The following is a 24,053-nucleotide window of genomic DNA, read 5'->3' as shown; positions in this document are numbered from 1 at the left end:
CGGATCCGAGTGATTGGACCTCTTGTCCAGCCCCTGGACGTGTAGTCTGGAACCGTTGGTGTGCTCGACGGGCGGGAGTGAGCGATGGCGGCCGGTGCGGCCCTGGAGTCCGAGCGGGACGCGATCGTCGCGGCCCTGACGCCGGTCGTGGACGGGCTGGTGGCGACCTTCGGGCCGCTGTGCGAGGTGGTGCTGCACGACTACCGGCGTCCGGACCGGTCCGTCGTGGCGGTGGCCGGCGCGGTGACCGGGCGGGCCGTCGGCGGGGCGATGAGCGAGATCGGCCTGCGCATGGTCGCCCACGGCCCGGACGCGGAGGACGATCTCAACTACGTCACCCGGACCGGCACGGGGAAGCTGGTGAAGGCCTCCACCCTGCTCCTGCGGGACTCCACCGGCGAGGTCTTCGGCGCCCTCTGCGTCAACCTGGACGTCACCGCGGTCAACGAGGCCCACGCGCTGCTCGGCGCGCTGGCCGGGGTCGGCCGGGCACCGGACGAGGCGCCGGTCACCACCTTCGGCAACGACATCGACTCCGTCGTCGACGCCATTCTCGACGCCCATCAGCTCCGCCAGAACCGCGGCTGGGCCGAGCTGGACCGGGCCGGGCGGCTGGAGCTGTTCCGCGGCCTGGACGGGCGGGGCGTGTTCGCCGTGCGGCGCGCCGTCGAACAGGTCGCCGCCCGGCTCGGAATCTCCCGCGCCTCCGCCTACAGCTACCTCGCCCAGGCGCGCGCCACGACCGGCCCGATCCCCGACTCCGCTGGAGGAGACGCGTGACGACCACCCCGCCCCCGATCATCACCCTCGACGACGTCCGAGACGCGGCCGAGCGTCTCAAGGGCGTCGCCCACCGCACCCCGGTGCTGCGCTCGCGCACCCTCGACGCCCTCGTCGGCGCCGAGGTCCACCTCAAGTGCGAGAACTTCCAGCGCGTCGGCGCCTTCAAGTTCCGCGGCGCCTACAACGCCGCCTCCCGGCTGGCGCCGGAGCAGCTCGCCCGGGGCATCGCCGCGTACTCCTCCGGGAACCACGCCCAGGCCGTCGCCCTGGCCGCCCGGGAACTCGGCACCACCGCGGTCATCGTCATGCCCGACGACGCCCCGCCCTCGAAACGGCGCGCCACCGAGGCGTACGGCGCCGAGATCGTCACCTACGACCGCTACACCGGCGACCGGGTCGCCCTCGCCGAGGCCCTCGCGGCCGAGCGCGGCCTCGCGCTCATCCCGCCCTACGAGCACCCCCATGTCATGGCCGGGCAGGGCACGGCCGCGCTGGAACTGCTCGAAGAGACCGGCGCGCTGGACGCGTTGGTCGTCCCGGTCGGCGGCGGCGGGCTCATCGCGGGGAGCGGCACCGCGGCGAAGGGACTCCATCCCGGGCTGCGGCTCATCGGGGTCGAGCCCGAGGCGGGGGACGACACCAGGCGGTCCCTAGAAGCGGGGCGGCGGGTGGAGATCCCGGTACCGCGGACCATCGCCGACGGCCAGGCCCTGCACACCCCCGGCGAACTCACCTTCTCCGTCAACCGACGGCTCGTCGACGCGGTGGAGCTGGTCGGCGACGACGAGATCCGGGACGCGATGCGGTTCGCCTTCGAGCGGCTGAAGATCGTCGTCGAGCCGAGCGGTGCCACGCCGCTCGCCGCGCTCCTGTCCGGCCGGGTGGGCGCGCTGCCGCCCCGGGTCGGGGTGATCCTCTCCGGCGGCAACGTCGACGCCGAGCGCTTCGCCCGGCTGTGCGGCGGTGCCGGCTGACACCGGCCGTTCTCGTTGGGCTGCGCGGTGGTGAGGGCTGACGCCGGCCGTCCGGCCCGCCTGTGCGTCCGGTGTCGGCTGACGTTGGCCGTCCGGCGCCGACTGCGCGGCGGTGCCGGCTGACACCGGCCGTTCTCTCGGGTGTGCGGTGGTGAGGGCCGACGTCGGCCGTGCGGCGCCGACTGCGCGGCGGTGCCTGCTGACGTCGGCCGGCCCGCGCCGGCTGTGCGTCCGGTGCCGGCTGGCGCCGGGCGGCCTCGGGCGGCTGTGCGGCGTCGCCCGTGGGCAGGAGCCCGCCGCCCTCATCCGGCTGTACAGCGGCGCCAGTTGACGTCGTCGGCCCCGGGCGGCCCGTGCCGGTCGCCCTCGCCCGTATGGCGGCGCCCACGGGAGAGGCGGACCATGGTAAGCGGGGTCCGGCCGCGGCGCGGCCGCTCGGATCGGCGGCCCGGCAGAGCACGACCGGACCCCGTCGGCACCGGAGCGCGGCCGGAAGGAGAGCCGTGATGATCGAAGTGAAGATGCTCGAAAAGCCGGACGAGCGGCGTGATTTCCCCAAGGGGCACCTGGAGGCCGTCCACCTGACCGGACTCGACTTCGCCATAGGGACGTTCGAACCGGGCTGGCGCTGGTCGGAGTCCGTGGCCCCGATCGCGGGGACCAAGAGCTGCGAGGTCCACCACAACGGCTATGTCGTCCAGGGCCGGATGCACATCGTGATGGACGACGACGGCGGCGAGGCCGAGGTCGGACCGGGTGACGTCTTCGTCATCCCGCCCGGGCACGACGCCTGGGTCGTGGGCGACGACCAGGTCGTCGTGTACGACTTCGCGGGCGCGATGGCCACGGACTACGCCAAGGCCAAGGACTGAGTCCCCCTCGGGGAGCCGTCACTCCCGCACGATGACGACGACCTTCGCGCGCGCGTGCTCCACCTCCAGATAGCGGATGGCCTCGGCCGCCTCGCTCAAGGGGTACGTACGTTCCACCACCGGGGTCAGACGCCCGGACTCGGCGAGTTCCCTCAGGGCCGCCAGGTTCTCCTTGCTCTGGTGCGCGGGGAGTTCCAGCAGCCGTTGGCGCGTGAAGGGCGCCGTCAGCCGTCGCCGTACGAACAGGCCCATCGGTCCCACGAGGCTGCCGCCCTCGTACACCCCGCCGCCGGAGAGCACGAGCCGGCCGGCCGGGGTGACCGCGCGCCGGAACGCGGTCAGGGAGTGGTTGCCGACCAGGTCCAGCACCGCGTCGTAGCGCAGGCCCGCGCGGGTGAAGTCCTCCCGGGCGTAGTCGATGACGTGGTCCGCGCCGAGCGTGCGGGCCGTCTCGGCGTTGCGCGCGCTGCACACCGCGGTGACCTCCGCGCCGTACGCCCTGCCCAGCTGCACGGCGAACGTGCCCACGCCCCCCGAGGCGCCGTTGATCAGGAGGCTCTGCCCCGGCCGCACCGCCGCCACGTCCCGCACGCCGATCAGGGCCGTGTTCCCGGCGAGGGGTATCGCCGCGGCCTGCTCGAAGGTCAGGTTGGACGGCTTGGGGCCCACCGAGCCGCCCGGCGCGCACACGTACTCCGCGAAGGCGCCGTCCGCCTCGCCGAACACCTCGTCGCCGGGCTTCAGGCCGGTGATCGCGGCGCCCACCTGTTCCACGAGGCCCGAGAAGTCCCGTCCCCTGACCCTCGCCCTGGGGGCCCGCAGCCCCATCATCCCGCGCGCGAGCTTCGGATCGCCGTGCATGAAATGCCAGTCGTAGGCGTTGACCGAGGCCGCGTGCACCCGCACCAGTACCTCGCCGGGGCCCGGGACGGGCCGATCGATCTCGCTGAGCTCCAGCACGTCCGCCGGGCCGTACCGGTCCTGCACCACTGCCTTCATGACCTCCCCCTTCGCCACTTCCGACAGTAGAGATCCGGACGGGTCGGGGCATCAGGGACGGACCCTGAGGTTTCTGCGGGACGCCACCCCGCCTTGCCCCCGGAAACCGATCGGTTTACTCTCGTGGGGCGGGTAGGGAAACCGATCGGTTTCCGGGTTTCGTCCCCGCAGTCCCAGCCGTGTGCCGAAACGGGAGAGTCACCATGACCGCCATCGAAGGATCCGTCGCCCTGGTCACCGGCGGCAGCCGCGGGATCGGCCGCGCGCTGGTCGCCGCGCTGTACGAGCGGGGCGCGAGGAAGGTGTACGCCACCGCCCGCGACCCGCGGACGGTCACCCACCCGGACGCCGTACCGCTGGCCCTGGAGGTGGGCGACCCGGAGTCCGTCGCGGCCGCCGCCGAGCGGGCCCAGGACGTCACCCTGCTGATCAACAACGCGGGCGCGAGCGTCAACGCCAACTTCCTGGAGTCCTCCGTCGACGACGTGCGCCGCGAGTTCGAAACGAACTTCTACGGACCGCTCCTGGTCACCCGCGCCTTCGTCCCCGTCATCGAACGCAACGGCGGCGGGCACCTCCTCAACGTCCACTCCGTGCTGTCCTGGGTCGGGCTCGCCGGCTCCTACAGCGCCTCCAAGGCCGCCCTGTGGTCCCAGACCAACTCGCTGCGCCTGGACCTCAGGCCGCGCGGCATCGAGGTGACCGGTCTGCACGTCGGCTACGTCGACACCGATATGACCACGGGTGTCGACGCCCCGAAGTCCACCGCCGAGAGCGTCGCTGCCCAGGCCCTCGACGGCATCGAGGCCGGCGCCTACGAGGTGCTCGCCGACGACATCAGCCGACAGGTCAAGGCAGGGCTGGCCGCGGACCTCGGTGCGCTCTACCCGCAGTTGGCGGCCTGATCACACCGGCAGCAGCCGGGACACCAGACCGCTGAGCTGACGGGTGGTGCGGCACTCGTGCATCTCCACCAGCGCCGCGTACTCGGGCGCCGCCGAGTCGCCGGTGCCCCAGCTCGACCGCTGTTCGGGGTTGAGCCAGTGGACGCGCCGGGCCCGGTCGGCGATCTCCCGGAGCGCCGGGAGGTTCGGGTCGCTCATGTTGGTGCGCGCGTCGCCGAGGACGAACACCGTGGTCCGCGGGCCGACCGCGTCGCCGTACCGCTCGGCGAACTCGCCCAGCGCCATGCCGTAGTCGCTGCTGCCGTGCCAGCCGGTGAGGGTGGCCTCCGCCCGGATGCGGGCGCCGAGACCCCCGGCGTCGGCCGCGCCGTGCGAGAGCAGGCCGGTCACCTCGTCGACGCGGTTGACGAAGGCGAACACCCGGACCTTGCTGAACTGGTCGTGCAGCGCCTGCACCAGCAGCATGGTGAAGTCCGAGAAGCCGGACACCGAGCCCGACACATCACACAGCAGCACCAGTTCGGGACGGGCGGGCCGCCGTCGGCGCAGCACCGGCCGCATCGGCACCCCGCCCGTCGACAGCGAACCGCGCAGGGTCCGCCGCAGATCGATCGAGCCGCGTGCCGCCCGGCGCCGACGGGCCGCCAGCCGCGTGGCGAGCTTGCGGGCGAGGGGCTGGACCGCCCTGCGCAACTCGGCGAGCTGGGCCTTCCCCGCGAACAGGAAGTCGACCCGGTCGGCGGTCGGGGCCACCGCGCGCCGGGCCAGTTCGTCCCGGTCGCGCCGCTCCGCCACCCGGCGCCGCGCCTCCACGGCCACCAGGGCCCGGAACGCCTCGATGCGCCGCCGGATCTCGTCCTCCAGCAGCCGGTCGGTGAACCCCTGACTCCCGCCCCGCGCGCGGACGTCGTCCCGGACCCGGGCCAGCAGGGTCTGCGGGCGCAGCCGGTCCAGCGCCTGGTACGAGGACCAGCCCTCCGAGCCCGGCGAGGAGCCGTAGCCGCCGAAGCCGTCGACCGCCTCCACCGCCAACCGCCCGAGCAGCGCACGGTCGTTGTCGGCGAGCGCGGAGGCCAGCCGGTCACGCAGGTCCTCCCGGTCCGCCGTCGCCCCCTCGGGCGCGCCGACGCCGCGCGGGAAGTACAGGTCGAAGACCGGGTCGAACACGGTCCGTTGGGCGGTGCCGTGCAGCAGGGTCGCCGCCAGTCCCTCCCGCAGGCGCTCCCGGTCCGCCAGACCCAGCGCCGCCACGGCCTCGGCCGCGTCCACCGTCTCCCCGGTGCCGATCCGGATGCCGTGCGCGCGCAGCGCCGCGACCAGCGAGGTCAGCCGTTCGGTGACCCCGGCGGGCGTGGTCACAGGGCGTCCAGATCGAGTTTGGCCGATGCCTTGAGGATGTCGTCCTGGTGCTTGAGCAGCACGCCGAGGCTGTCCCGTACGACGGACTCGTCCAGGGTGTCCGCGCCCAGGGCCAGCAGGGTGCGCGCCCAGTCGATCGTCTCCGCGACCGACGGCAGCTTGCGCAGGTCCATCTCCCGCAGCGCACCCACCACGCGCACCACCGAGCGGGTCAGCGCCTCGTCTAGCCCCGGCACCTTCAGGCGGACGATCCGCCGCTCCAACTCCTCGTCGGGGAAGCCGATGTGCAGGAAGAGGCAGCGGCGGCGCAGCGCCTCGGAGAGTTCGCGGCTGGCGTTGGAGGTGAGGACGACGAAGGGGCGGCGGGTCGCGGTGACGGTGCCGAGTTCGGGCACCGTCACCTGGAAGTCGCTGAGCACCTCCAGCAGCAGGCCCTCGACCTCCACGTCCGCCTTGTCGGTCTCGTCGATCAGCAGCACCTTGGGGTCGTCGCCGCGGATCGCCGTGAGCAGGGGGCGGGGGAGCAGGAACTCCTCGCTGAAGATGTCGGTGCGTGCCTCGTCCCAGGTCTCGTCGCGGCCCGCGCTGATCCGCAGCAACTGCTTGGCGTGGTTCCACTCGTACAGGGCGCGTGACTCGTCCACGCCCTCGTAGCACTGGAGGCGGACGAGCCGGGCGCCGGCGACCTGGGCGACGGCCTTGGCCAGCTCCGTCTTGCCGACCCCCGCGGGGCCCTCCACCAGCAGGGGCTTGCCCAGCCGGTCGGCGAGGAAGACGGTCGTGGCGACCGCGGGCGAGGCGAGATAGCCGGTCTCGGCCAGGCGCGCGGAGACGTCGTCGACGGATGAGAACACGCGAGCCTCCAGATCGGCGGCGACACGGGCCCCGAGCGCGTAGCGCGGGTACCGGGCGCGGTGGGTGCGGGTCCCGGGCAGGGCGTACGGACCCCGCGGGCGGGGATACGGCCCTATCTAAGCGCTTGTTCAGTGCTCGTGTCACGCCCCGGTCCGGCGGGAGGGGCGAGGGATACCGATCGGTTTCCTCCGGGGTCCGATCCGCGGTAGCCTCGCCGTATGGCCACAGACAAGGCGTCCACCAGGGACCGGCTCCTCGACGCGGCCGCCGAGCTGTTCTACCGCGACGGAGTCTCCGTCGGCGTCGAGGCGCTCTGCCGGTCCGCCGGGGTGTCCAAGCGCTCCATGTACCAGCTCTTCGCCGGCAAGGACGAGGTGCTGGCGGCCAGCCTGGAGCGGAGCATCCCCGCGTACGAGGCACGGCTGGTGCCCGCGCCCGGCGAGGCGGGCACGCCCCGCGAGCGGATCCTCGGCCTCTTCGAGCGGCTGGAGGCGGCCTCCGCCGAGCCCGGCTACCTCGGCTGCGCCTACCTGGCCGCGCTGGTCGAGCTGAAGGACCCCGCGCACCCCGCCAGCGAGGTCGCCCGCACGGTCAAGGAACGCCTGCGCGCGTTCCTGCGCGCCCAGGCGGAACAGGGCGGCGCCCACGACCCGGACCTGCTCGCCCGCCAGCTGATGCTGGTCTTCGACGGGGCCGGCGCCCGCGCCGGAGCGGGCATCGAGACCCTGGACGGCCTCCTCACGGTCACCGTCACCGCGCTGCTGGACGCGGCCGGCGTGAAGTGACCTCCGCACCTCCGGAGCGGCCGCCGCCCGCGTGCGCCCCGGACGGGTGACCACAGCGGGCGGAGCCACCGGCCCACCCGGTGCAATGGAGCGGTGACCGCGCCCCCCGACGACTGCCTCGCGCGCAACGAATGGATCTGCGGCGAGTACCTGAGCACCCGCCGCGAGATCCTCTGGGACGCGGTGGTCCAGCACCTCCAGCTGACCGCGCTCGCCGTGCTGATCGGACTGGTCCTCGCCGTACCGCTGGCCGTACTGGCCCGCCGCTGGGGCTGGGCCGCGCCCTGCGTCCTCGCCCTCACCACGATCCTCTACACGGTGCCGTCCCTGGCCATGTTCTCCCTGCTGCTGCCCGTGTACGGCCTCTCCGCGAGCCTTGTCGTCGCCGGGCTCGTGCTCTACTCGCTCACCCTGCTCGTGCGCAACATCCTCGCCGGACTGCGCGCGGTCCCCGAGGAGACGAGGCAGGCCGCGCTCGGCATGGGCTACGGCCCGGTGCGCCGGCTGCTCACCGTCGAACTGCCGCTCGCGCTGCCCGCCGCCATGGCCGGACTGCGCATCGCGACCGTCTCCGCCGTCTCCCTGGTCACCGTCGGCGCCATCGTCGGCTTCGGCGGGCTCGGCAACCTCATCTACGCCGGGATGAACACCTACTTCAAGGCGCAGGTCCTCACCGCCTCCGTGCTCTGCGTGGTCATCGCGGTCACTGCCGACCTGCTGCTGCTCGGCGTCCAGCGGCTGATCACCCCCTGGACCAGGACGGCGCGCGCGTGAACACCCTCACCGCCGCCTGGGACTGGCTCACCGACCCCGCCAACTGGAGCGGCGAGGGCGGCATCCGGCAGCGACTCCTGGAGCACCTCGCGCTCACCGTCGTCTGCCTGCTGATCAGCTGCCTGATCGCGCTGCCCGTGGCCGTCGTCCTGGGCCACCTCGGCAAGGGCGGCGCGCTCGCCGTCAACATCTCCAACATCGGCCGCGCGGTGCCCACCTTCGCCGTGCTCGTCCTGCTGCTGCTCACCCCGGTCGGCCGCTGGGGCGAGGGACCGACCGTCGTCGCGCTCGTGCTGTTCGCCCTGCCCCCGCTGCTCACCAACGCCTACGTCGGCATGCGGGGCGTCGACCGGGACGTCGTCCGGGCCGCGCGCGGCATGGGGATGACCGGCCGGCAGGTCATGTTCCGGGTGGAACTGCCCCTCGCCCTCCCGCTGCTGCTGACCGGGGTCCGGATCGCCGCCGTCCAGCTCGTCGCCACCGCCACCATCGCGGCCCTGGCGGGCGGCGGCGGACTCGGCCGGATCATCACGGCCGGCTTCAACCTCGCCAGCACCCCTCAGGTGGTGGCGGGAGCGGTGCTCGTCGCCGCCTTCGCGCTGACCGTCGAGGGCCTCTTCGAACTCGCCGAGCGACGCGCGCCGCGCCGGGCGAAGGGCACGTCATGACCGGCCGCCGCACCCGGCGGTACGGCCTCGCGGCCCTGCTGCTGCTCACCGGCTGCGCCTCGGGCCCGTCCCTGGAGAACCGCGGCGCGGTCACCGCGCCACCCGGAGACAGCCGGAGCCTGACCATCGGCTCCGCCGGATTCACCGAGAGCGACCTGCTCGCCCAGATGTACGCGCTGCTGCTCGGCCGGGCCGGCTACGACACCACCATGATCACCGTCGCCAACCGTGAACTGTACGAACCCGCCCTGGAGTCCGGGCAGATCGACGTCGTGCCCGAGTACGCGGCGACCTTCGCGGACTGGCTCAACGCCAAGACCCACGGCGCCGACGCGACCCCGGTCGGCTCCCCGGACCTCGACGAGACCATGACGGCGCTGCGCAGGCTGGCGGAGCCCCGCGGGCTGACCGTCCTGGACCCCGGGCGGGCCGTCGACCAGAACGCGTTCGCGGTGACCACCGCCTACGCCCGCGAGCACCGCCTGAAGACCCTCAGCGACCTCGGGGCCTCCGGCCTCCCGGTCCGCCTCGCGGCGGGCGACGAGTGCGTGCAACGCCCTTACTGCGCACCCGGGTTGAAGAAGACCTACGGCATCGACGTCACCGCCGTCGACCCCAAGGGCGTCGGCACCACCCAGGCGAAACGGGCCGTGCAGAACGGTCAGGTCCAGATGATGCTGACCACCACGACCGACGCCACCCTCGACGAGTTCGGCCTGGTGCTCCTCGCCGACGACAGGGGCCTCCAGAACGCCGACCACATCGTCCCCGTCGTCAACCGGGCCCGCGCGGGCGGCGACCGGGTCGGCGCGGCCCTCGGCGGCCTCAACGACGTCCTCACCACCGCCGACCTCGCGGCCCTCAACCAACAGGTCGACAGCTGGCGGCGGTTGGCCTCCGACGTGGCCCGCGCCTACCTGGAGGGCAAGGGCCTGCTGACGTGACACACCCGTGACATCCGTCACGGCACCGGTGCGGCGCGCCGTCTTCCGGGCCGTTCGCGGCGGCGGTACAGGTACCTCATGACGACGGTCGACGGGGGACGCCACCGCACGTGGTGGCAGGGCATGCGGGAATCGGTCGAAGGGGCGGAGACGGAACTGCGCCCGGAGGGGCTCACCGACATCGTGCCGGCCGGACTCGGCCCGGCCTACGCGAAGTTCGGCGACCTCTATCCCGAACAGCAGCTCCAGCTCCAGCTCCTGTACGGGGCCTCGCAGCGGGCCTTCGAGCACAACACCAGGGTCTCGGCACGCGTCACCGTGCGGCGCGTCCTCGGCAACGCCCTCGCCGACCCGCGCCTCGGCGACGTCAAACCCGACGACCATCTCGCCGAGTACCTCGACGAGGAGATAGCCGACCTGCGCGGACGGCTCGCGCAGGACAGCGCCATCGCCGTCAGCCGCGGTCTCAACGTCGGCCTGACCCTGGGCTGCGCCGCGAGTCTCGTGCTGCTCGTCGTGCCACTGCTGTGGGGTGTGGGCCTGCTCCAGGCGCTCGGCGTCACCCTCAACTGCACCAACCGCTGGCATCTGCTGGGCGCGTTCGTGTGCGGCGGGGTCGGCGCGTTCGGCGCGGTGCTCAGCGTACTGGTGCGGCTGCGGGGCAACGCCGAGCAGTTGACGAAGCGTCAGAACAGTTCCAGGGAAGGGCTGATCGTGCCCGGCCAGATGGCCCGGAGCATGCGCCACGAGGGCGTGTACCGGGTGGTCGTCGGGTGGATCCTCGCCCTCGCGGTGTACTTCCTGCTCAGCGGCGGTCTGGTGCCGGTCTTCGCGGTACCGGCCACCGCCGCCGAGATCTGCCCCTCCGCGGGGAGCCCGGGGTCGGCGGCCAAGGGCACCGACTTCTGGGGCTTCTGGTGCGCGATCGGCTTCGTCGCGGGCTTCAACGAGCGGTGGGCGTTCGGCATCCTGGGCCGCGAGGCCACCCGCAGGCCGAAGAACGCCTGAGCCGCCCGGACCGGGAGCACCCGACCCGTCGGCCGCCCGAGCCGCGCCGGGTCCTCAGGCGTCGTGGACCGAGTCGAACCGCACCCGGTCCCGGGGCACCCCGCGCGCGTCCGCGTCCACCGAACGCCGCAGCGCCTCATGGAGCTTGGCCGGCGTCAGCACTCCGAGGAAACGCGCCCCGTCCAGCACGGCGACCCACCCGGCGTCGTGCTGGAGCATCTCCCCGAACGCCTGCTTCAGCGGCGCGCCCACCGGTACCCACGCGTTCATCCGGTGCGCGTGGTCACCGACCGACCCGCCCGCCGCGAGGTCGTCGAGACCGGCCCAGCCGTGCAGTTCGCCCGCGTCGTCGAGGACCACCACCCACCGGCCGCCCTCCTCGCGGAGCCGTCCGGCCACCGAGGACGCCGTCTCACCCGTGCGGGCCACGGGCGGCTGCTCCAGGTCGGCCGCCTCGATCGCGGTCACCGACAGCCGTTTCAGGCCGCGGTCCGCGCCCACGAACTGGGCGACGTAAGAGGTCGCCGGCGCCCCGAGCACCGCCCCGGGCGTGTCGAACTGCTCGATCCGCCCCTGCCCGTACACCGCGATCCGGTCGCCGAGCCGGACCGCCTCCTCGATGTCGTGCGTGACCATCAGCACCGTCTTGCGCACGGCCGCCTGCATCCGCAGGAACTCGTCCTGCAACTGCTCGCGCACCACCGGGTCCACCGCCCCGAACGGCTCGTCCATCAGTAGCACCGGCGGGTCGGCGGCCAGCGCCCGCGCCACACCGACCCGTTGTCGCTGCCCGCCGGAGAGCTGGTCCGGATAGCGCGAGCCGTACGTCTTCGGGTCGAGCCCGACCAGGTCGAGCAGTTCGGCCGCCCGCGCCCGTGCCCTGGCGCGCTTCCAGCCGAGCAGCGTCGGCACCGTCGCGGTGTTGTCGAGGATCGTGCGGTGCGGGAAGAGCCCGACCTGCTGGATGACGTACCCGATGCGGCGGCGCAGGCGTACCGGGTCCACCGTCATGACGTCCTCGCCGTCCACCAGGATCCGCCCGGCCGTCGGCTCGATCAGCCGGTTGACCATCATCATGGTGGTGGTCTTGCCGCACCCGGACGGACCCACGAGCGTCACCAGCTCACCCTCGGCCACCTCGAAGCTCAGCCCGTCCACGGCCGTGGTCCCGTCCGGGTACCGCTTGGCGACCTGCTCGAACCGGATCATGACCACACGCTAAGGTCCCCGCGCCCGGCCGACCCTCCGGCACCGGCGAATGGCGGACCCTCGGCTAGGGCGTGCCGACCAGCACCACCTCCAGGGTGCGCGGGCCGTGCACCCCCTCCACCCGGTCCAGCTCGATGTCGCTGGTCGCCGACGGACCCGAGATCCAGGTCTGCGGACGGACCGGATCGAGCCGTTCGAGCGCCTGCGGCACCGAGGAGACGACCTGCTCGGCGACCCGGACGACGCAGATGTGGTGATCGGGCACGAGGGTGATCCGGCGGCGGCCCTGGTCGGGGGAGCCGTCCAGCACGAGGGTGCCGGTCTCGGCGATCGCCAGGGCGCAGGCGGTGACGACGCTGTCGACCCGGTCGAGTTCGCCCGCGGTGCTCGCCGCCCGGTCCGCGACCCGGGTCGCGTCCACCGCCGCCAGCCAGTGCGCCGGCAGCTCCGCCGGTACGAGCACACTCCCGGCGCCTCGCCCGGCCAGCAGCCGGGCCAGGAGCGCGGGCAGTTCCTCCTCGGAGCACCGGTGCACGAGTGCCCGGTACTCCGCCAGGTTCTCCGCCAGCAGATCCACCGTCTGCCCGGCGGTCCGCTCCCCGTGCTCGCGGAGGTAGTCCCGCGCCACCGCCCGCTCGTACGGCCGCTCGTCCGGGGTCACATCGGCCAGGGCGCGCCGCACCCGGCCGAGTACCCTCTCCCTGCTGCTCACTTGGCGCCGTCCTCTCCGCCGTGCGTGCGCTTCCACCAGTCCCGGAACGGCTCCGGCGGCACCGTAGGCAGCTCCCGGGTACCGCTCCACGCCCTGCCCGGTCCGGGCAGCCTGCGGGGGTGCAGGCGCCGCGTGCGCGAGGCGAGCCGCTGACCGGTGGCCAGAGCGGCCGGGTGCGCGAACGCCCAGCCCGCCGCCCGCATCGCCGCCCGCTCGGCGGCGTGCCCCTTCGCCGGCTTCAGGACGACCTTGTTGCCGTCCCGGACGACCTCCCCGCCCTGGACCACCCGTTCCCGCAGGTGCACCAGCACCTCGGGGATGTCGATGGCGACGGGGCACACCTCGTAGCAGGCGCCGCAGAGCGAGGACGCGTACGGCAGGGACGCGTCGATCTCGCTGCCCGTGCCGCGCAGTTGGGGGCTGAGAATGGCGCCGATCGGACCCGGGTAGACCGAGCCGTACGCGTGGCCTCCCGCGCGCTCGTACACCGGGCAGACGTTGAGACAGGCCGAGCAGCGGATGCAGCGCAGGGCCTGGCGGCCGACCTCGTCGGCGAGGGTGTCGGTGCGGCCGTTGTCGAGGAGCACCAGATGGAACTCCTTCGGCCCGTCCCCGTCCGCCGTGCCCGTCCACATGCTCGTGTACGGGTTCATGCGCTCGGCGGTGGAGGAGCGCGGCAGCGTCTGGAGGTAGACCTCCAGGTCCCGCCAGGTCGGTACGACCTTCTCGATGCCGACCACCGAGATCAGCGTCTCGGGCAGGGTCAGGCACATCCGGCCGTTGCCCTCGGACTCCACCACGACCAGGGTGCCGGTCTCGGCGACCATGAAGTTGGCGCCGGAGACGCCGACCTTGGCGCGCAGGAACTTCTCCCGCAGGTGCAGCCGGGCGGCCTCGGCGAGTTCGGCGGGCGTGTCGGTGAGGCCCTCGGGAGCGGGGCGGCCCCACTCGCTCATCTCCCGGGCGAAGATGTCCCGGATCTCACCGCGGTTGCGGTGGATGGCGGGGACGAGGATGTGCGAGGGCCGGTCCTTGCCCAACTGCACGATCAGCTCGGCGAGATCGGTCTCGTAGGCGTGGATGCCCTCGGCCTCCAGGGCCTCGTTGAGCCCGATCTCCTGCGTCGCCATCGACTTGACCTTGACGACCTCCGTCTCCCCGGTCGCCTTCACCAGGTCCGCGACGATCCGGTTGGCCTCGTCGGCGTCGGCGGCCCAGTGCACGACCCCGCCCGCCGCGGTCACCGACTCCTCCAACTGGACCAGATAGCGGTCCAGATGACGCAGTGTGTGGTCCTTGATCCGGGCACCGGCGTCCCGCAGTTCGGCCCAGTCCGCCATCTCCGCCACGGCCTTGGCGCGCTTGCCGCGGATCGTGTGCGTGGCATGGCGCAGATTGCCGCGCAGGGTCTCGTCGTTCACCGCCTCGTGCGCGGCCTTCGGGAAGGACGGCATGCCCAGGTACGTTCCGCTCATGCGGCCGTCTCCTCCTCCGTGCTCGCCAGGATCTCCGCGATGTGGACCGGACGCATGCCCGTCCGCAGCCGGGCCATCGTCCCGCCGATGTGCATCAGACAGGAGTTGTCGGCCGCGCACAGCATCTCGGCGCCCGTCGACTCGGCGTTGCGCACCTTGTCGGCGCCCATCGCCGCGGAGACGTCCGCGTTCTTCACGGCGAACGTGCCGCCGAAGCCGCAGCACTCGTCGGCGCCCGGCAGTTCGACCAGGTCGATGCCCTTCACCGCCCGCAGCAGCCGCTCGGGCCGGTCGGACAGACCCAGCCCGCGCAGCCCGTGACAGGCCGGGTGATAGGTCACCCGGTGCGGGTAGTAGGCGCCGACGTCCGTGACGCCGAGCACGTCCACCAGGAACTCCGTCAGTTCGTACGTCTTGGGCACCACCGGCGCGAGGGTCGCCGCGAGCGAGTCGCCGCGGCCCTCCGCCCGGGCCCGCTCGCCCATCCGCGGGTACAGCTCCCGCACCATCGCCCCGCACGACCCGGAGGGCGTCACGATCGCCTCGTACTCCCCGAACACCTCGGAGAAGTGCCGGGCCAGCGGCTCCGCGCCGTGCCGGTAGCCGGTGTTGTAGTGCGCCTGGCCGCAACAGGTCTGCGCCATCGGGAAGTCGACCTCGACACCCAGCCTGGTCAGCAGCTTCACCACGGCCCGCCCGGTGTCCGGATAGAGCGTGTCGTTGACACAGGTGAGGAACAGAGCGACTCGCATCGCGGCTCCTTTGTCGATCATCGGATGAGTGCAGGGTAGTGCGGGGCCGAGGCCCGGCCGGGGCGCCGCTCAGGCACCGGCGAGCCGGGCCGCCGCCTCCCGCCAGCGCGCCGCGTCGCCCCGCGGCTCGTAGCGGGTCAGCGGCTGGGTACGGGTGAGCAGCCGGCGCCCCTCCGCGAGGTCCCGGACCAGGCCGTGCGACCTGGACTGGACCAGCACGTTGCCGAGCGCGGCGGCCTCCGTCGGACCGGTCACCACCGGCAGCCCGCAGGCGTCGGCGGTGAGCTGGCACAGCAGCGCGTTGCGGGTGCCGCCACCGACGACGTACACCACGTCCACCGGCCGGTCGGCCAGCCGCACGGCGTCCTCGACGGCCTTGCGGTGGGCCAGCGCCAGGGAGTCGAGGATGCACCGGGTGACCTCGCCCGGTGACTCGGGCACCGGCTGTCCCGACGCCCGGCACGCCTCGGCGATCCGCTCCGGCATCCGGCCCGGCGCCAGGAACGCGGAGTCCCCCGCGTCCACCACCGACCGCAGCGCCGGAGCCTTGGCCGCCTGCAGCAGCAGCCCGCCCAGATCCGGTTCGCCCCAGGCGCGCAGGCACTCCTGGAGCAGCCACAGGCCCATGATGTTGCGCAGGTAGCGGACCGTGCCGTCCAGCCCCAGCTCGTTGGTGAAGTTGGCAGCCCGGCTCTCCTCGGTCAGCACCGGGGAGTCCAGCTCCAGGCCGGCCAGCGACCAGGTGCCGGTGCAGATGTAGGCGAACCGTTCGCCGTCCCTGGCCGGCACGGCGGCCACCGCGGACGCGGTGTCGTGCGAACCGACGGCGGTCACCGGCACCGGCCCGGTCAGCCCGGTCTCCTCCAGCACCTCGGGCCGCAGCAGACCCGCCGGGTCGCCCGGCCGGCGCAGCGGCGCGAACAGCTCCAGGCCGATACCGAGCCGCGCCGCCAGGTCGTGCGACCAGTCGCGGGTGCGCGGGTCGATCAGCTGGGTGGTGGAGGCGTTGGTCAGCTCGGTGCCCTGCTCGCCGGTGAGCCAGTACGTCAGCAGGTCGGGGACGAGCAGCAGCCGCTCGGCCCGCGCGAACTGCCGGTCGGACCGGGCCGCCACGAGCTGGTAGAGGGTGTTGAAGGGCGCGTACTGCAAGCCCGTGGCCGCGTACAACTCCTCGGCGGGCACGCTCGCCCACACCTTCTCGGCGATCCCCTCGGTGCGGGAGTCGCGGTAGTGCACGGGGTTGCCGAGCAGCGCGCCGTCGGCGTCCAGCAGCCCGTAGTCCACGGCCCAGCTGTCGATGCCGACGGAGTCCACCTGCCCGGCGGCCCGCAGTCCGTCGAGCACACCGGCGTAGAGCCCGAGGACGTCCCAGCGGAGCCCCTCCGGGACCCGTACCGGCCGGTTGGCGAACCGGTGCGCCTCGGTCAGCTCCAGACGGTCCGGCCCGACGCGGCCGACCATGACACGTCCGCTGGACGCGCCGAGGTCGACCGCGGCGTACGCCTTCACGGAGCCGCTCACCGAAGGAAGGCGGCCGCGACGCCGGCGTCGACGGGGATGTGCAGCCCGGTGGTGTGGGTGAGGTCCCCGCCGGTGAGCGCGAAGACCGCGCTCGCGACGTGCTCGGGCAGCACCTCGCGCTTGAGGATGGTCCGCTGGGCGTAGAACTCGCCGAGCTTCTCCTCCTCGATGCCGTACGTGGCGGCGCGCTGGGCGCCCCAGCCGGCGGCGAAGATCCCGGAGCCGCGCACCACTCCGTCGGGGTTGACGCCGTTGACGCGGATGCCGTGCTCACCCAACTCGGCGGCGAGGAGGCGCACCTGGTGGGCCTGGTCGGCCTTGGTGGCGGAGTAGGCGATGTTGTTGGGGCCGGCGAAGACGGCGTTCTTGGAGGCGATGTAGACGATGTCGCCGCCCAGGCCCTGCGCGATCATCACCCGGGCCGCCTCGCGCGACACCAGGAAGGAGCCGCGGGCCATGATGTCGTGCTGGAGGTCCCAGTCCTTGGCGGAGGTCTCCAGCAGCGGCTTGGAGATGGAGATCCCGGCGTTGTTCACGACCAGGTCGACGCCGCCGAAGGCGAGCGCGGCGGCCGCGAACGCGTCGGCGATCTGCTCCTCGGAGGTGACGTCGACGGTCACCGCGACGGCCTTGTCGGCACCGCCCAGCTCCTCGGCGACGGCGGCCGCGTTCGCGGCGTTGAGGTCGGCGACCACGACGCACGCGCCCTCGGCCACCAGCCGGTGCGCGATGGCCTTGCCGATGCCGCTGCCCGCACCGGTCACCAGCGCCACCCGGGTGGCGAGCGGCTTGGGCTTCGGCATCCGCTGGAGCTTGGCCTCCTCCAGGGCCCAGTACTCGATGCGGAACTTCTCCGACTCCTCGATCGGCGCGTACTGCGACACCGCCTCGGCGCCGCGCATCACGTTGATCGCGTTGACGTAGAACTCGCCGGCGACGCGGGCGGTCTGCTTGTCCTTGCCGAAGGAGAACATGCCCACGCCGGGGATCAGCACGATCGCCGGGTCCGCGCCGCGCATCGCGGGGGAGTCGGGCAGGGCGTGGCGCCGGTAGTAGGCGGCGTACTCCTCGCGGTACCCGGCGTGCAGTTCCCTCAGCCGTGCGACCGCCTCCTCCAGGGGCGCGGTGGGCGGCAGGTCCAGGACCAGCGGGCGGACCTTGGTGCGCAGGAAGTGGTCCGGGCAGGAGGTGCCGAGCGCGGCGAGCCGGGGGTGCTCGGCGCGGGCGAGGAAGTCCAGCACGACGTCGGAGTCGGTGAAGTGGCCGACCTGGGCCCGGTCCTGGGAGGCGAGGGCCCGGACGTACGGCGCCAGGGCCGCGGCCCGCTCGCGCCGCTCGCTCGCGCCGAGGGCCCCGTACCCGTCGACGACGGGACCGAAGGGCTCGGCCTTCCCCTTCTCCGCGAGGAACGCCTCGGCGGTGCGGATGATGTGCAGGGAGTTGCGCTCGCACTCCTCGGAGGTGTCGCCCCAGGCGGTGATGCCGTGACCGCCGAGCACGCACCCGATCGCCTGCGGGTTGGCCTTCTGCACGGCCGCGATGTCCAGACCGAGCTGGAAGCCCGGCCGCCGCCAGGGCACCCACACCACCGTGTCGCCGAAGCACTCGGCGGTCAGCTTCTCGCCGTCGGCCGCGCAGGCGAGGGCGATACCGGAGTCGGGGTGGAGGTGGTCGACGTGGGCGGCCTCGACGAGTCCGTGCATGGCGGTGTCGATGGAGGGCGCGGCGCCCCCCTTGCCGTGCAGGCAGTAGTCGAACGCGGCGACCATCTCGTCCTCGCGCTCGACACCCGGGTAGACGTCGACGAGGGCGCGCATCCGGTCCAGGCGCAGTACGGCCAGCCCGGACTCGGTGAGGGTGCCCAGGTCGCCGCCGGAGCCCTTGACCCACATCAGGTCGACCTCGCCCCCGGTGACGGGGTCGGTCTCGGCGCCCTTCGCGGACGCGTTGCCACCGGCGTAGTTGGTGTTCCGCGGATCGGAACCGAGCCGCCGGGACCGACCAAGGAGAGCGGCAGCTTCGGAATGCGTTGTCATGGGAGATCCCTTACTGATCAAAAGAGGACAAGCGGACACACCTAGGGGCGCGGGGCTGCGTCACTGTGCGGCTCCGCCGCGCGGGCGCGACAAGCCACAGCAGACCCGCACCCGCGACGCACCGAACCCGGCAGCCGCTCACGCCCCCCACCCCGCCTGCTCCCCGCCCACCCGCTCGGCGACGATCCGCTCGCCCCACCCGGACCGCGCGTACGCCGCCATCGGATCGGGGTCCAGCCCCATCTCCTCCCGCAGCTCCCGCAGCAGCGGCCGCACATCCGTGTTGTACGCGTCCATCACCACGGCATTGGCACCGAGGACATCCCCCGCCCCCTGGGCATCCGCCAGAGCGACGCGGTCAATCAGCAGCGCCTTCGCCGTCGCCTCCTGCACGTTCATCACCGAGCGGATGATCGCCGGGATCTTCGCCTCGATGTTGTGGCACTGGTCGAGCATGAACGCGACCTCGGGCGTGAAGCCGCCCCCGCGTACCACCTCGTACATGATCCGGAAGAGCTGGAAGGGGTCCGCCGACCCGACCATCAGGTCGTCGTCGGCGTAGAACCGGGAGTTGAAGTCGAAGGCGCCGAGCTTCCCCTCGCGCAGCAGCGTGGCGACGATGAACTCGATGTTGGTGCCGGGCGCGTGGTGCCCGGTGTCGACGACGACCTGCGCCTTGGGGCCGAGCTTCAGGCAGTGGGCGTAGGCGGTGCCCCAGTCCGGGACGTCGGTGGTGTAGAAGGCCGGCTCGAAGAACTTGTACTCCAGCAGCATCCGCTGCCCGTCGCCGAGCCGCTCGTACACCTCGGCCAGGGCCTCGGCCAGCCGGTCCTGGCGGCCGCGGATGTCGTCCTGGCCGGGGTAGTTCGTGCCGTCGGCGAACCACAGCTTCAGATCGGTGGAGCCGGTCGCGTCCATGATGTCGACGCACTCCAGCAGGTGGGCGACGGCCTTGCGCCGCACCGCCGCGTCGGGGTGGCAGACGCTGCCGAGCCTGTAGTCGTCGTCCTGGAAGGTGTTGGAGTTGATGGCGCCGAGCCGCACGCCGCGCTCCTCGGCGAACTTGGCGAGGGCCGCGTAGTCCTCGACCTTGTCCCACGGGATGTGCAGCGCCACCGTCGGGGCGACCCCGGTGAAGGCGTGGACCTGCGCCGCGTCCTCCAGCTTCTCGAACGGGGTGCGGGGCACCCCCTGCTGGGCGAACACCTTGAACCGGGTTCCCGAGTTCCCGTACGCCCACGACGGCGTCTCGACGGCCTGGGTCCTGAGCGCGGCCTTCACCGCGGCTGGCTCGGTCACTTCGGGCTCCTGTGACATCGGTGCGGAAAGTCTTCGGAAAAGCATCGCTGTGAAACGATTCAACACCGGAAGCTATGAGTCCTGCGCAGGGGTGTCAACCCCTGAGGTCGAGGCTGTTGCCCGTGACTCGGGCGTGACCTTAGTCCATCGAAAGTTTTTCGATACGGACCCATTGACGTGACATGCGCAGCGTGCCTAACGTCCCGGCAACCAAGTTGAAACCTTTCACGACGTCGGGAGGGCCATCCCGCCGATGTCGTCGAGGAGCCCCCATGACCCTCCCGTCCACCACGGGTCCGGCCCCGGTCCTGGCGCTCAGGGACGTTTCGAAGTCCTTCGGCGCGGTCCGCGCCCTGCGGGACGTCTCCCTGGAGCTGCTTCCCGGGGAGGTGCACGCCCTCGCCGGCGAGAACGGCGCGGGCAAGTCCACCCTGATCAAGACGCTCGCCGGAGTGCACCGACCGGACGCCGGCCAGGTGCTGCTCGACGGCGCGCCGGTGACCTTCCACGGCCCCGGCGACGCGCGGGACGCCGGCATCGCCGTGATCTACCAGGAGCCGACGCTCTTCCCCGACCTGTCGATCGCCGAGAACATCTTCATGGGCCGGCAGCCCCGCCGGGCGCTCGGCCGCATCGACCACCGGGCCACCCACGCGGCCACCCTGGACCTGATGCGCCGCCTCGGCGTCGAACTCGACCCCGACCGGCCCGCACGCGGTCTGTCCATCGCCGACCAGCAGATCGTCGAGATCGCCAAGGCGCTGTCCTTTGACGCCCGCGTCCTGATCATGGACGAGCCGACCGCCGCCCTCACCGGCAGCGAGGTGGCCCGCCTCTTCGGTGTCGTGCGCACCCTGCGCGAGCAGGGCGCGGCCGTCCTGTTCATCTCCCACCGGCTGGAGGAGATCTTCGAGATCTGCCGCCGGGTCACCACCCTGCGTGACGGAGCCTGGATCGCCAGCGAACCGCTGGCGGGCATGACCGAGGACGACCTGGTCCGCCGCATGGTCGGCCGCGACCTGGAGGAGCTGTACCCCAAGCAGGACGTCGAACCCGGCGAGGTCGCGCTCAGCGTGCGCCGGCTGACCCGGGAGGGCGTCTTCACCGACGTCTCCTTCGAGGTCAGGCGCGGCGAGATCGTGGGCCTGGCCGGACTCGTCGGCGCGGGCCGCACCGAGGTCGCCCGCGCGGTCTTCGGCATCGACCGCTGGGACGCCGGCGAGGTCACCGTGGACGGCAGGGCCCTGCTCAACGGGGCACCCTCGACGGCCATGGCGAGCGGACTCGCCCTCGTCCCGGAGGACCGGCGCGCCCAGGGCCTGGTGATGGACATGTCCATCGAGCGCAACATCGGCCTGACCGGACTGCGCAGCACCGCGCGGGCCGGGCTGATGGACCGCGGCGCGGAACGCAGCCGCTCCCTGGACTGGGCGGTGAAGCTCCAGGTGAAGTACGCCCGGATCGCCGACGCCGTCTCCACCCTCTCCGGCGGCAACCAGCAGAAGGTCGTCCTCGCCAAGTGGCTCGCCACCGGCCCCAAGGTACTCGTCGTCGACGAGCCCACCCGCGGCATCGACGTCGGCACCAAGGCGGAGGTGCACCGGCTGCTCTCCGAACTCGCCGCCGACGGCGTCGCCGTCCTGATGATCTCCTCCGACCTGCCCGAGATCCTCGGCATGGCCGACCGCGTGCTCGTGATGCACGAGGGCCGCCTCACCGCCGATATCCCCCGCTCCGAAGCCACCGAGGAATCCGTGATGGCCGCAGCCACGGGGAGGGCCGCCGCATGACGGTGACCACCCCTCAGCAAGCCCCCGCCGCCCCGGCGCCCGAGGCGGGCGCGACCCGGCTGGTGGACCGCGTCTTCAAGATGCGCGAACTGGCCATCCTGGTCGTGTTCCTGGTGATGATCGGCGTCACCCAGGCGGGCAACAGCGAGTTCCTCACCGAACAGGGCATCAAGGACCTGCTCCTCAACGCGACCATCCTGGTGCTGGTCGCCGTCGGCCAGTCCCTCGTCGTGATCACCCGCAACGTGGACCTGTCGGTCGGCTCGACCCTGGGCATCAGCGCCTTCGCCGCCGGCACCTACCTCCAGGGCGGCGGCAACGGCGTCGTCGCCGTGGCGCTGGCCGTGCTGACGGGCGTCGGCTTCGGGCTGCTCAACGGACTGCTCGTCAGCCTCGGCCAGGTGCCCGCGCTCGTTGTCACCCTCGGCACGCTCTACATCATCCGCGGCATCGACTCCATCTGGGTCGGCTCCCGGCAGATCACCGCCGCCGACCTCCCGGACGGCTTCGTCGACTTCGGCTCCGGAGGCCTCTCCGCGGTGCCGTGGCTGGCCCTGATCGCGCTGGCGGTGCTGGTCGCCACCGCGTACTACCTCAAGCACTTCGGCAGCGGGCGCGAGCTGTACGCGCTCGGCTCCAACCCGGAGGCCGCCCGGCTCGCCGGCATCCCGGTCCGCAAGCGGATCCTCGCCGCCTACACCTTCTGCGGCGCGCTCGCCGGACTGGCCGGCGCGCTCTACCTGGCCCGGTTCGGCAACGTCGACTCCGGCACCGGCAACGGCTACGAACTGACCGTCGTCAGCGCCGTCGTGGTCGGCGGCGTCGTCTTCACCGGCGGCTCCGGCAGCGTCTACGGCGCCGCCCTCGGCGCGATGCTGCTCACCTCCATCAACAGCGTGCTGCCCGCCCTCGGTGTCAGCTCCGTCTGGGTGCTCGCCATCAACGGCATCCTGCTCATCCTCGCCATCGCGGTCGACCGGGTCGTCGCGCTGCGCGTGGCCTCGGCCCTGAAGAAGAGGAACGCCCGCCATGCCTGAGTCCTTCGTGCGCGCGATCCGCTGGGACACCGTGGTCGGCGCCCTCCTGATCGTCGTGCTGCTGCTCTCCTTCGGCACGGTCGACGGGTTCGGCAACGCGCTCAACCTGTCGTTCCTGATCGGCAACACCCTGCCGATCGCCCTGATCGCCCTGCCGATGACCCTGCTGGTCGTCTCCGGCGAGATCGACCTCTCGGTCGCCTCCACCGCCGGACTCTCCGGCGCCGTGATGGGCGCCCTGTGGAACCAGGGCATGACGATCGAGACGATCATCCCGATCTGTCTGCTGCTCGGCGTGGTGTGCGGCCTGATCAACGGTCTGCTCGTCACCAGGCTGGGGCTGCCGTCCCTCGCCGTCACCATCGGCACGCTCGCCGCCTACCGGGGCATCGCGCAGATCGTGCTCGGCTCCGACGCGGTCACCGACTTCCCCTCCCCGTACCTGGAGTTCGCCTCCGGACGGATCGGCGACACCTTCCTCCCGTCCGCCTTCCTGCCCTTCCTGGTGCTGCTGGCCATCGCGGTGGTCGCGCTGCACGCCACCCCGTTCGGCCGCTCGCTGTTCGCGATCGGCGCGAGCGAGGAGGCCGCGCGCTTCGCCGGGATCCGCGTCAAGCGGCAGAAGCTCCTGCTGTTCACGCTGACCGGCCTGATGGCCTCCCTCACCGGGATCTTCTGGGCGCTGCACTACGCCAGCGCCCGCTACGACAACGCCACCGGGCTCGAACTGTCCGTCATCGCCGCGGTCCTGCTCGGCGGCATCGACTTCGACGGCGGCAAGGGCACGTTGGGCGGCGCGATCGCGGGTGTCTTCCTGCTCGGTGTCCTCCAGAACGTGATGAGCCTCCAGGACGTCTCCGCCCAGTCGCAGATCCTCGTCACCGGTGTGCTGCTCGTGCTGTCCGTGCTCGGACCCCGCGTCGCCCGGCAGATCGCCGTCGCCCGCGCCGGCCGAAAAGCCGCCGCCGCGCCCCCGCCCAAGGCCGCCGCCCCCACCTCGTAGGACCCGGCCGACCACCCCCACCTCGTCAACGCTCCGCTCACCCACCCTCCGTAAGGAAGAGCCGACATGCGCAAGTCATCGCTCCGCCGTGCCTCCGCGGCCCTCGCCGCCGCCACCTCCCTCTCCCTCGCCCTCACCGCCTGTGGCGGTACCACCAAGGAGGACGTCGCCAACGAGGACGTCTCCGCCGCCGCCGGCGCCGGCAAGGCCGACCCCAACGCCGAGCTGAAGAAGGGACTCACCGTCGGCTTCCTGCCCAAGCAGGTCAACAACCCCTACTTCACCTCCGCCGA

At 72.5% G+C, this 24,053-nt stretch carries 22 protein-coding genes and 1 pseudogene; 13 read left to right on the top strand and 10 right to left on the bottom strand.

The genetic code is table 11. The annotated features are described in order from the left end of the window. The first annotated feature begins 84 nt into the window (after positions 1-84). The 3 genes from AB0E07_RS35575 to AB0E07_RS35565 all read left to right on the top strand — a co-directional run bounded on the left by AB0E07_RS35575 (position 85) and on the right by AB0E07_RS35565 (position 2,629). On the top strand, positions 85-780 hold the full coding sequence (locus AB0E07_RS35575; RefSeq protein ID WP_362261336.1) for a PAS domain-containing protein: 696 nt from the start codon (positions 85-87) through the stop codon (positions 778-780). Continuing rightward, entirely contained in the window at positions 777-1,757 is a 981-nt protein-coding gene (locus tag AB0E07_RS35570; RefSeq protein WP_362261334.1) for a pyridoxal-phosphate dependent enzyme, read from the top strand. Before AB0E07_RS35575 ends, AB0E07_RS35570 begins: the two co-directional genes overlap by 4 nt. 506 nt (positions 1,758-2,263) lie before the next feature. Continuing rightward, positions 2,264-2,629, top strand: coding sequence for a cupin domain-containing protein (locus AB0E07_RS35565; protein WP_362261332.1), 366 nt, complete (start codon positions 2,264-2,266; stop codon positions 2,627-2,629). An 18-nt stretch (positions 2,630-2,647) separates the two neighbouring features. Here AB0E07_RS35565 and AB0E07_RS35560 read toward each other — a convergent pair whose 3' ends face one another. Then, positions 2,648-3,628: an NAD(P)-dependent alcohol dehydrogenase gene (locus AB0E07_RS35560; protein WP_362261330.1), complete on the bottom strand. Its 981-nt coding sequence runs from the start codon at positions 3,626-3,628 to the stop codon at positions 2,648-2,650. Between the two features lie 203 nt (positions 3,629-3,831). Here AB0E07_RS35560 and AB0E07_RS35555 point away from each other — a divergent pair, with 203 nt between their 5' ends. Continuing rightward, positions 3,832-4,533 carry an SDR family oxidoreductase gene (locus AB0E07_RS35555; RefSeq protein WP_362261328.1) on the top strand — a complete coding sequence of 234 codons (702 nt, stop codon included), beginning with the start codon at positions 3,832-3,834 and terminating at the stop codon, positions 4,531-4,533. On the opposite strand, the gene AB0E07_RS35550 is transcribed toward AB0E07_RS35555, so the two are convergent. Both AB0E07_RS35550 and AB0E07_RS35545 read right to left on the bottom strand, forming a co-directional pair. Further along, on the bottom strand, positions 4,534-5,892 hold the full coding sequence (locus tag AB0E07_RS35550; RefSeq protein ID WP_362261326.1) for a VWA domain-containing protein: 1,359 nt from the start codon (positions 5,890-5,892) through the stop codon (positions 4,534-4,536). It abuts the gene before it with no gap. Beyond that, positions 5,889-6,746, bottom strand: a complete 858-nt coding sequence (locus tag AB0E07_RS35545) for a MoxR family ATPase (protein WP_362261324.1) — start codon at positions 6,744-6,746, stop codon at positions 5,889-5,891. Before AB0E07_RS35545 ends, AB0E07_RS35550 begins: the two co-directional genes overlap by 4 nt. Positions 6,747-6,965: 219 nt before the next feature. Here AB0E07_RS35545 and AB0E07_RS35540 point away from each other — a divergent pair, with 219 nt between their 5' ends. The 5 genes from AB0E07_RS35540 to AB0E07_RS35520 all read left to right on the top strand — a co-directional run bounded on the left by AB0E07_RS35540 (position 6,966) and on the right by AB0E07_RS35520 (position 10,926). Further along, on the top strand, positions 6,966-7,532 hold the full coding sequence (locus AB0E07_RS35540) for a TetR/AcrR family transcriptional regulator (protein WP_362261322.1): 567 nt from the start codon (positions 6,966-6,968) through the stop codon (positions 7,530-7,532). A 93-nt stretch (positions 7,533-7,625) separates the two neighbouring features. Beyond that, on the top strand, positions 7,626-8,306 hold the full coding sequence (locus AB0E07_RS35535) for an ABC transporter permease (RefSeq protein ID WP_362261320.1): 681 nt from the start codon (positions 7,626-7,628) through the stop codon (positions 8,304-8,306). Then, positions 8,303-8,974 (top strand): ABC transporter permease subunit, encoded by a 672-nt coding sequence (locus AB0E07_RS35530; protein ID WP_362261318.1) that lies wholly within the window; start codon positions 8,303-8,305, stop codon positions 8,972-8,974. The genes AB0E07_RS35535 and AB0E07_RS35530 overlap by 4 nt, the downstream gene beginning before the upstream one ends. Continuing rightward, on the top strand, positions 8,971-9,918 hold the full coding sequence (locus AB0E07_RS35525; protein WP_362261316.1) for an ABC transporter substrate-binding protein: 948 nt from the start codon (positions 8,971-8,973) through the stop codon (positions 9,916-9,918). The genes AB0E07_RS35530 and AB0E07_RS35525 overlap by 4 nt, the downstream gene beginning before the upstream one ends. 78 nt (positions 9,919-9,996) lie before the next feature. Further along, a complete protein-coding gene (locus AB0E07_RS35520; RefSeq protein WP_362261314.1) occupies positions 9,997-10,926 on the top strand; it encodes a hypothetical protein in 930 nt (309 codons plus the stop codon). A 54-nt stretch (positions 10,927-10,980) separates the two neighbouring features. Here the strand turns inward: AB0E07_RS35520 and AB0E07_RS35515 are convergent, their stop codons facing one another. The 7 genes from AB0E07_RS35515 to rhaI form a co-directional block, all read right to left on the bottom strand. Beyond that, positions 10,981-12,135 (bottom strand): betaine/proline/choline family ABC transporter ATP-binding protein, encoded by a 1,155-nt coding sequence (locus AB0E07_RS35515; protein WP_362261312.1) that lies wholly within the window; start codon positions 12,133-12,135, stop codon positions 10,981-10,983. 64 nt (positions 12,136-12,199) lie between these two features. Further along, positions 12,200-12,847, bottom strand: coding sequence for an LUD domain-containing protein (locus AB0E07_RS35510; protein WP_362261310.1), 648 nt, complete (start codon positions 12,845-12,847; stop codon positions 12,200-12,202). Continuing rightward, positions 12,844-14,322: a LutB/LldF family L-lactate oxidation iron-sulfur protein gene (locus tag AB0E07_RS35505; RefSeq protein WP_362261308.1), complete on the bottom strand. Its 1,479-nt coding sequence runs from the start codon at positions 14,320-14,322 to the stop codon at positions 12,844-12,846. Before AB0E07_RS35505 ends, AB0E07_RS35510 begins: the two co-directional genes overlap by 4 nt. Continuing rightward, the gene (locus AB0E07_RS35500) at positions 14,319-15,074 is read right to left on the bottom strand and encodes a (Fe-S)-binding protein (protein WP_362261306.1); all 756 of its coding nucleotides are present in this window, start codon (positions 15,072-15,074) and stop codon (positions 14,319-14,321) included. The genes AB0E07_RS35505 and AB0E07_RS35500 overlap by 4 nt, the downstream gene beginning before the upstream one ends. 69 nt (positions 15,075-15,143) lie before the next feature. After that, the gene (locus AB0E07_RS35495; protein WP_362261398.1) at positions 15,144-16,583 is read right to left on the bottom strand and encodes a rhamnulokinase family protein; all 1,440 of its coding nucleotides are present in this window, start codon (positions 16,581-16,583) and stop codon (positions 15,144-15,146) included. Positions 16,584-16,591: 8 nt separating this feature from the next. After that, complete coding sequence (locus AB0E07_RS35490) at positions 16,592-18,631, bottom strand: bifunctional aldolase/short-chain dehydrogenase (RefSeq protein WP_362261304.1); 2,040 nt, start codon at positions 18,629-18,631, stop codon at positions 16,592-16,594. 138 nt (positions 18,632-18,769) lie between these two features. After that, on the bottom strand, positions 18,770-19,930 hold the full coding sequence (rhaI, locus tag AB0E07_RS35485; protein WP_362261302.1) for an L-rhamnose isomerase: 1,161 nt from the start codon (positions 19,928-19,930) through the stop codon (positions 18,770-18,772). 272 nt (positions 19,931-20,202) lie between these two features. On the opposite strand from rhaI, the gene AB0E07_RS35480 reads away from it, so the two are divergent. The 4 genes and pseudogenes from AB0E07_RS35480 to AB0E07_RS35465 all read left to right on the top strand — a co-directional run. After that, positions 20,203-21,720 carry a sugar ABC transporter ATP-binding protein gene (locus AB0E07_RS35480; protein WP_362261300.1) on the top strand — a complete coding sequence of 506 codons (1,518 nt, stop codon included), beginning with the start codon at positions 20,203-20,205 and terminating at the stop codon, positions 21,718-21,720. Continuing rightward, entirely contained in the window at positions 21,717-22,757 is a 1,041-nt protein-coding gene (locus AB0E07_RS35475) for an ABC transporter permease (protein WP_362261298.1), read from the top strand. Before AB0E07_RS35480 ends, AB0E07_RS35475 begins: the two co-directional genes overlap by 4 nt. Next, on the top strand, positions 22,750-23,760 hold the full coding sequence (locus AB0E07_RS35470; RefSeq protein WP_362261296.1) for an ABC transporter permease: 1,011 nt from the start codon (positions 22,750-22,752) through the stop codon (positions 23,758-23,760). The genes AB0E07_RS35475 and AB0E07_RS35470 overlap by 8 nt, the downstream gene beginning before the upstream one ends. A gap of 66 nt (positions 23,761-23,826) precedes the next feature. After that, a pseudogene (locus AB0E07_RS35465) lies at positions 23,827-24,053 on the top strand (rhamnose ABC transporter substrate-binding protein); the annotation flags it as partial.

This window comes from Streptomyces sp. NPDC048002 (assembly GCF_040653275.1).
GTDB lineage: Bacteria > Actinomycetota > Actinomycetes > Streptomycetales > Streptomycetaceae > Streptomyces.
This window is presented reverse-complemented; position numbering and strand designations above follow the sequence as displayed.

Excerpts from the sequence above, each read along its gene's own strand:
- AB0E07_RS35575 (WP_362261336.1), top strand. The coding sequence starts at position 85 with ATGGCGGCCGGTGCGGCCCTGGAGTCCGAGCGGGACGCGATCGTCGCG.
- AB0E07_RS35565 (WP_362261332.1), top strand. The coding sequence starts at position 2,264 with ATGATCGAAGTGAAGATGCTCGAAAAGCCGGACGAGCGGCGTGATTTC.
- AB0E07_RS35560 (WP_362261330.1), bottom strand. The coding sequence starts at position 3,628 with ATGAAGGCAGTGGTGCAGGACCGGTACGGCCCGGCGGACGTGCTGGAG.
- AB0E07_RS35555 (WP_362261328.1), top strand. The coding sequence starts at position 3,832 with ATGACCGCCATCGAAGGATCCGTCGCCCTGGTCACCGGCGGCAGCCGC.
- AB0E07_RS35540 (WP_362261322.1), top strand. The coding sequence starts at position 6,966 with ATGGCCACAGACAAGGCGTCCACCAGGGACCGGCTCCTCGACGCGGCC.
- AB0E07_RS35525 (WP_362261316.1), top strand. The coding sequence starts at position 8,971 with ATGACCGGCCGCCGCACCCGGCGGTACGGCCTCGCGGCCCTGCTGCTG.
- AB0E07_RS35520 (WP_362261314.1), top strand. The coding sequence starts at position 9,997 with ATGACGACGGTCGACGGGGGACGCCACCGCACGTGGTGGCAGGGCATG.
- AB0E07_RS35515 (WP_362261312.1), bottom strand. The coding sequence starts at position 12,135 with ATGATCCGGTTCGAGCAGGTCGCCAAGCGGTACCCGGACGGGACCACG.
- AB0E07_RS35505 (WP_362261308.1), bottom strand. The coding sequence starts at position 14,322 with ATGAGCGGAACGTACCTGGGCATGCCGTCCTTCCCGAAGGCCGCGCAC.
- AB0E07_RS35500 (WP_362261306.1), bottom strand. The coding sequence starts at position 15,074 with ATGCGAGTCGCTCTGTTCCTCACCTGTGTCAACGACACGCTCTATCCG.
- AB0E07_RS35490 (WP_362261304.1), bottom strand. The coding sequence starts at position 18,631 with ATGACAACGCATTCCGAAGCTGCCGCTCTCCTTGGTCGGTCCCGGCGG.
- AB0E07_RS35480 (WP_362261300.1), top strand. The coding sequence starts at position 20,203 with ATGACCCTCCCGTCCACCACGGGTCCGGCCCCGGTCCTGGCGCTCAGG.
- AB0E07_RS35475 (WP_362261298.1), top strand. The coding sequence starts at position 21,717 with ATGACGGTGACCACCCCTCAGCAAGCCCCCGCCGCCCCGGCGCCCGAG.
- AB0E07_RS35470 (WP_362261296.1), top strand. The coding sequence starts at position 22,750 with ATGCCTGAGTCCTTCGTGCGCGCGATCCGCTGGGACACCGTGGTCGGC.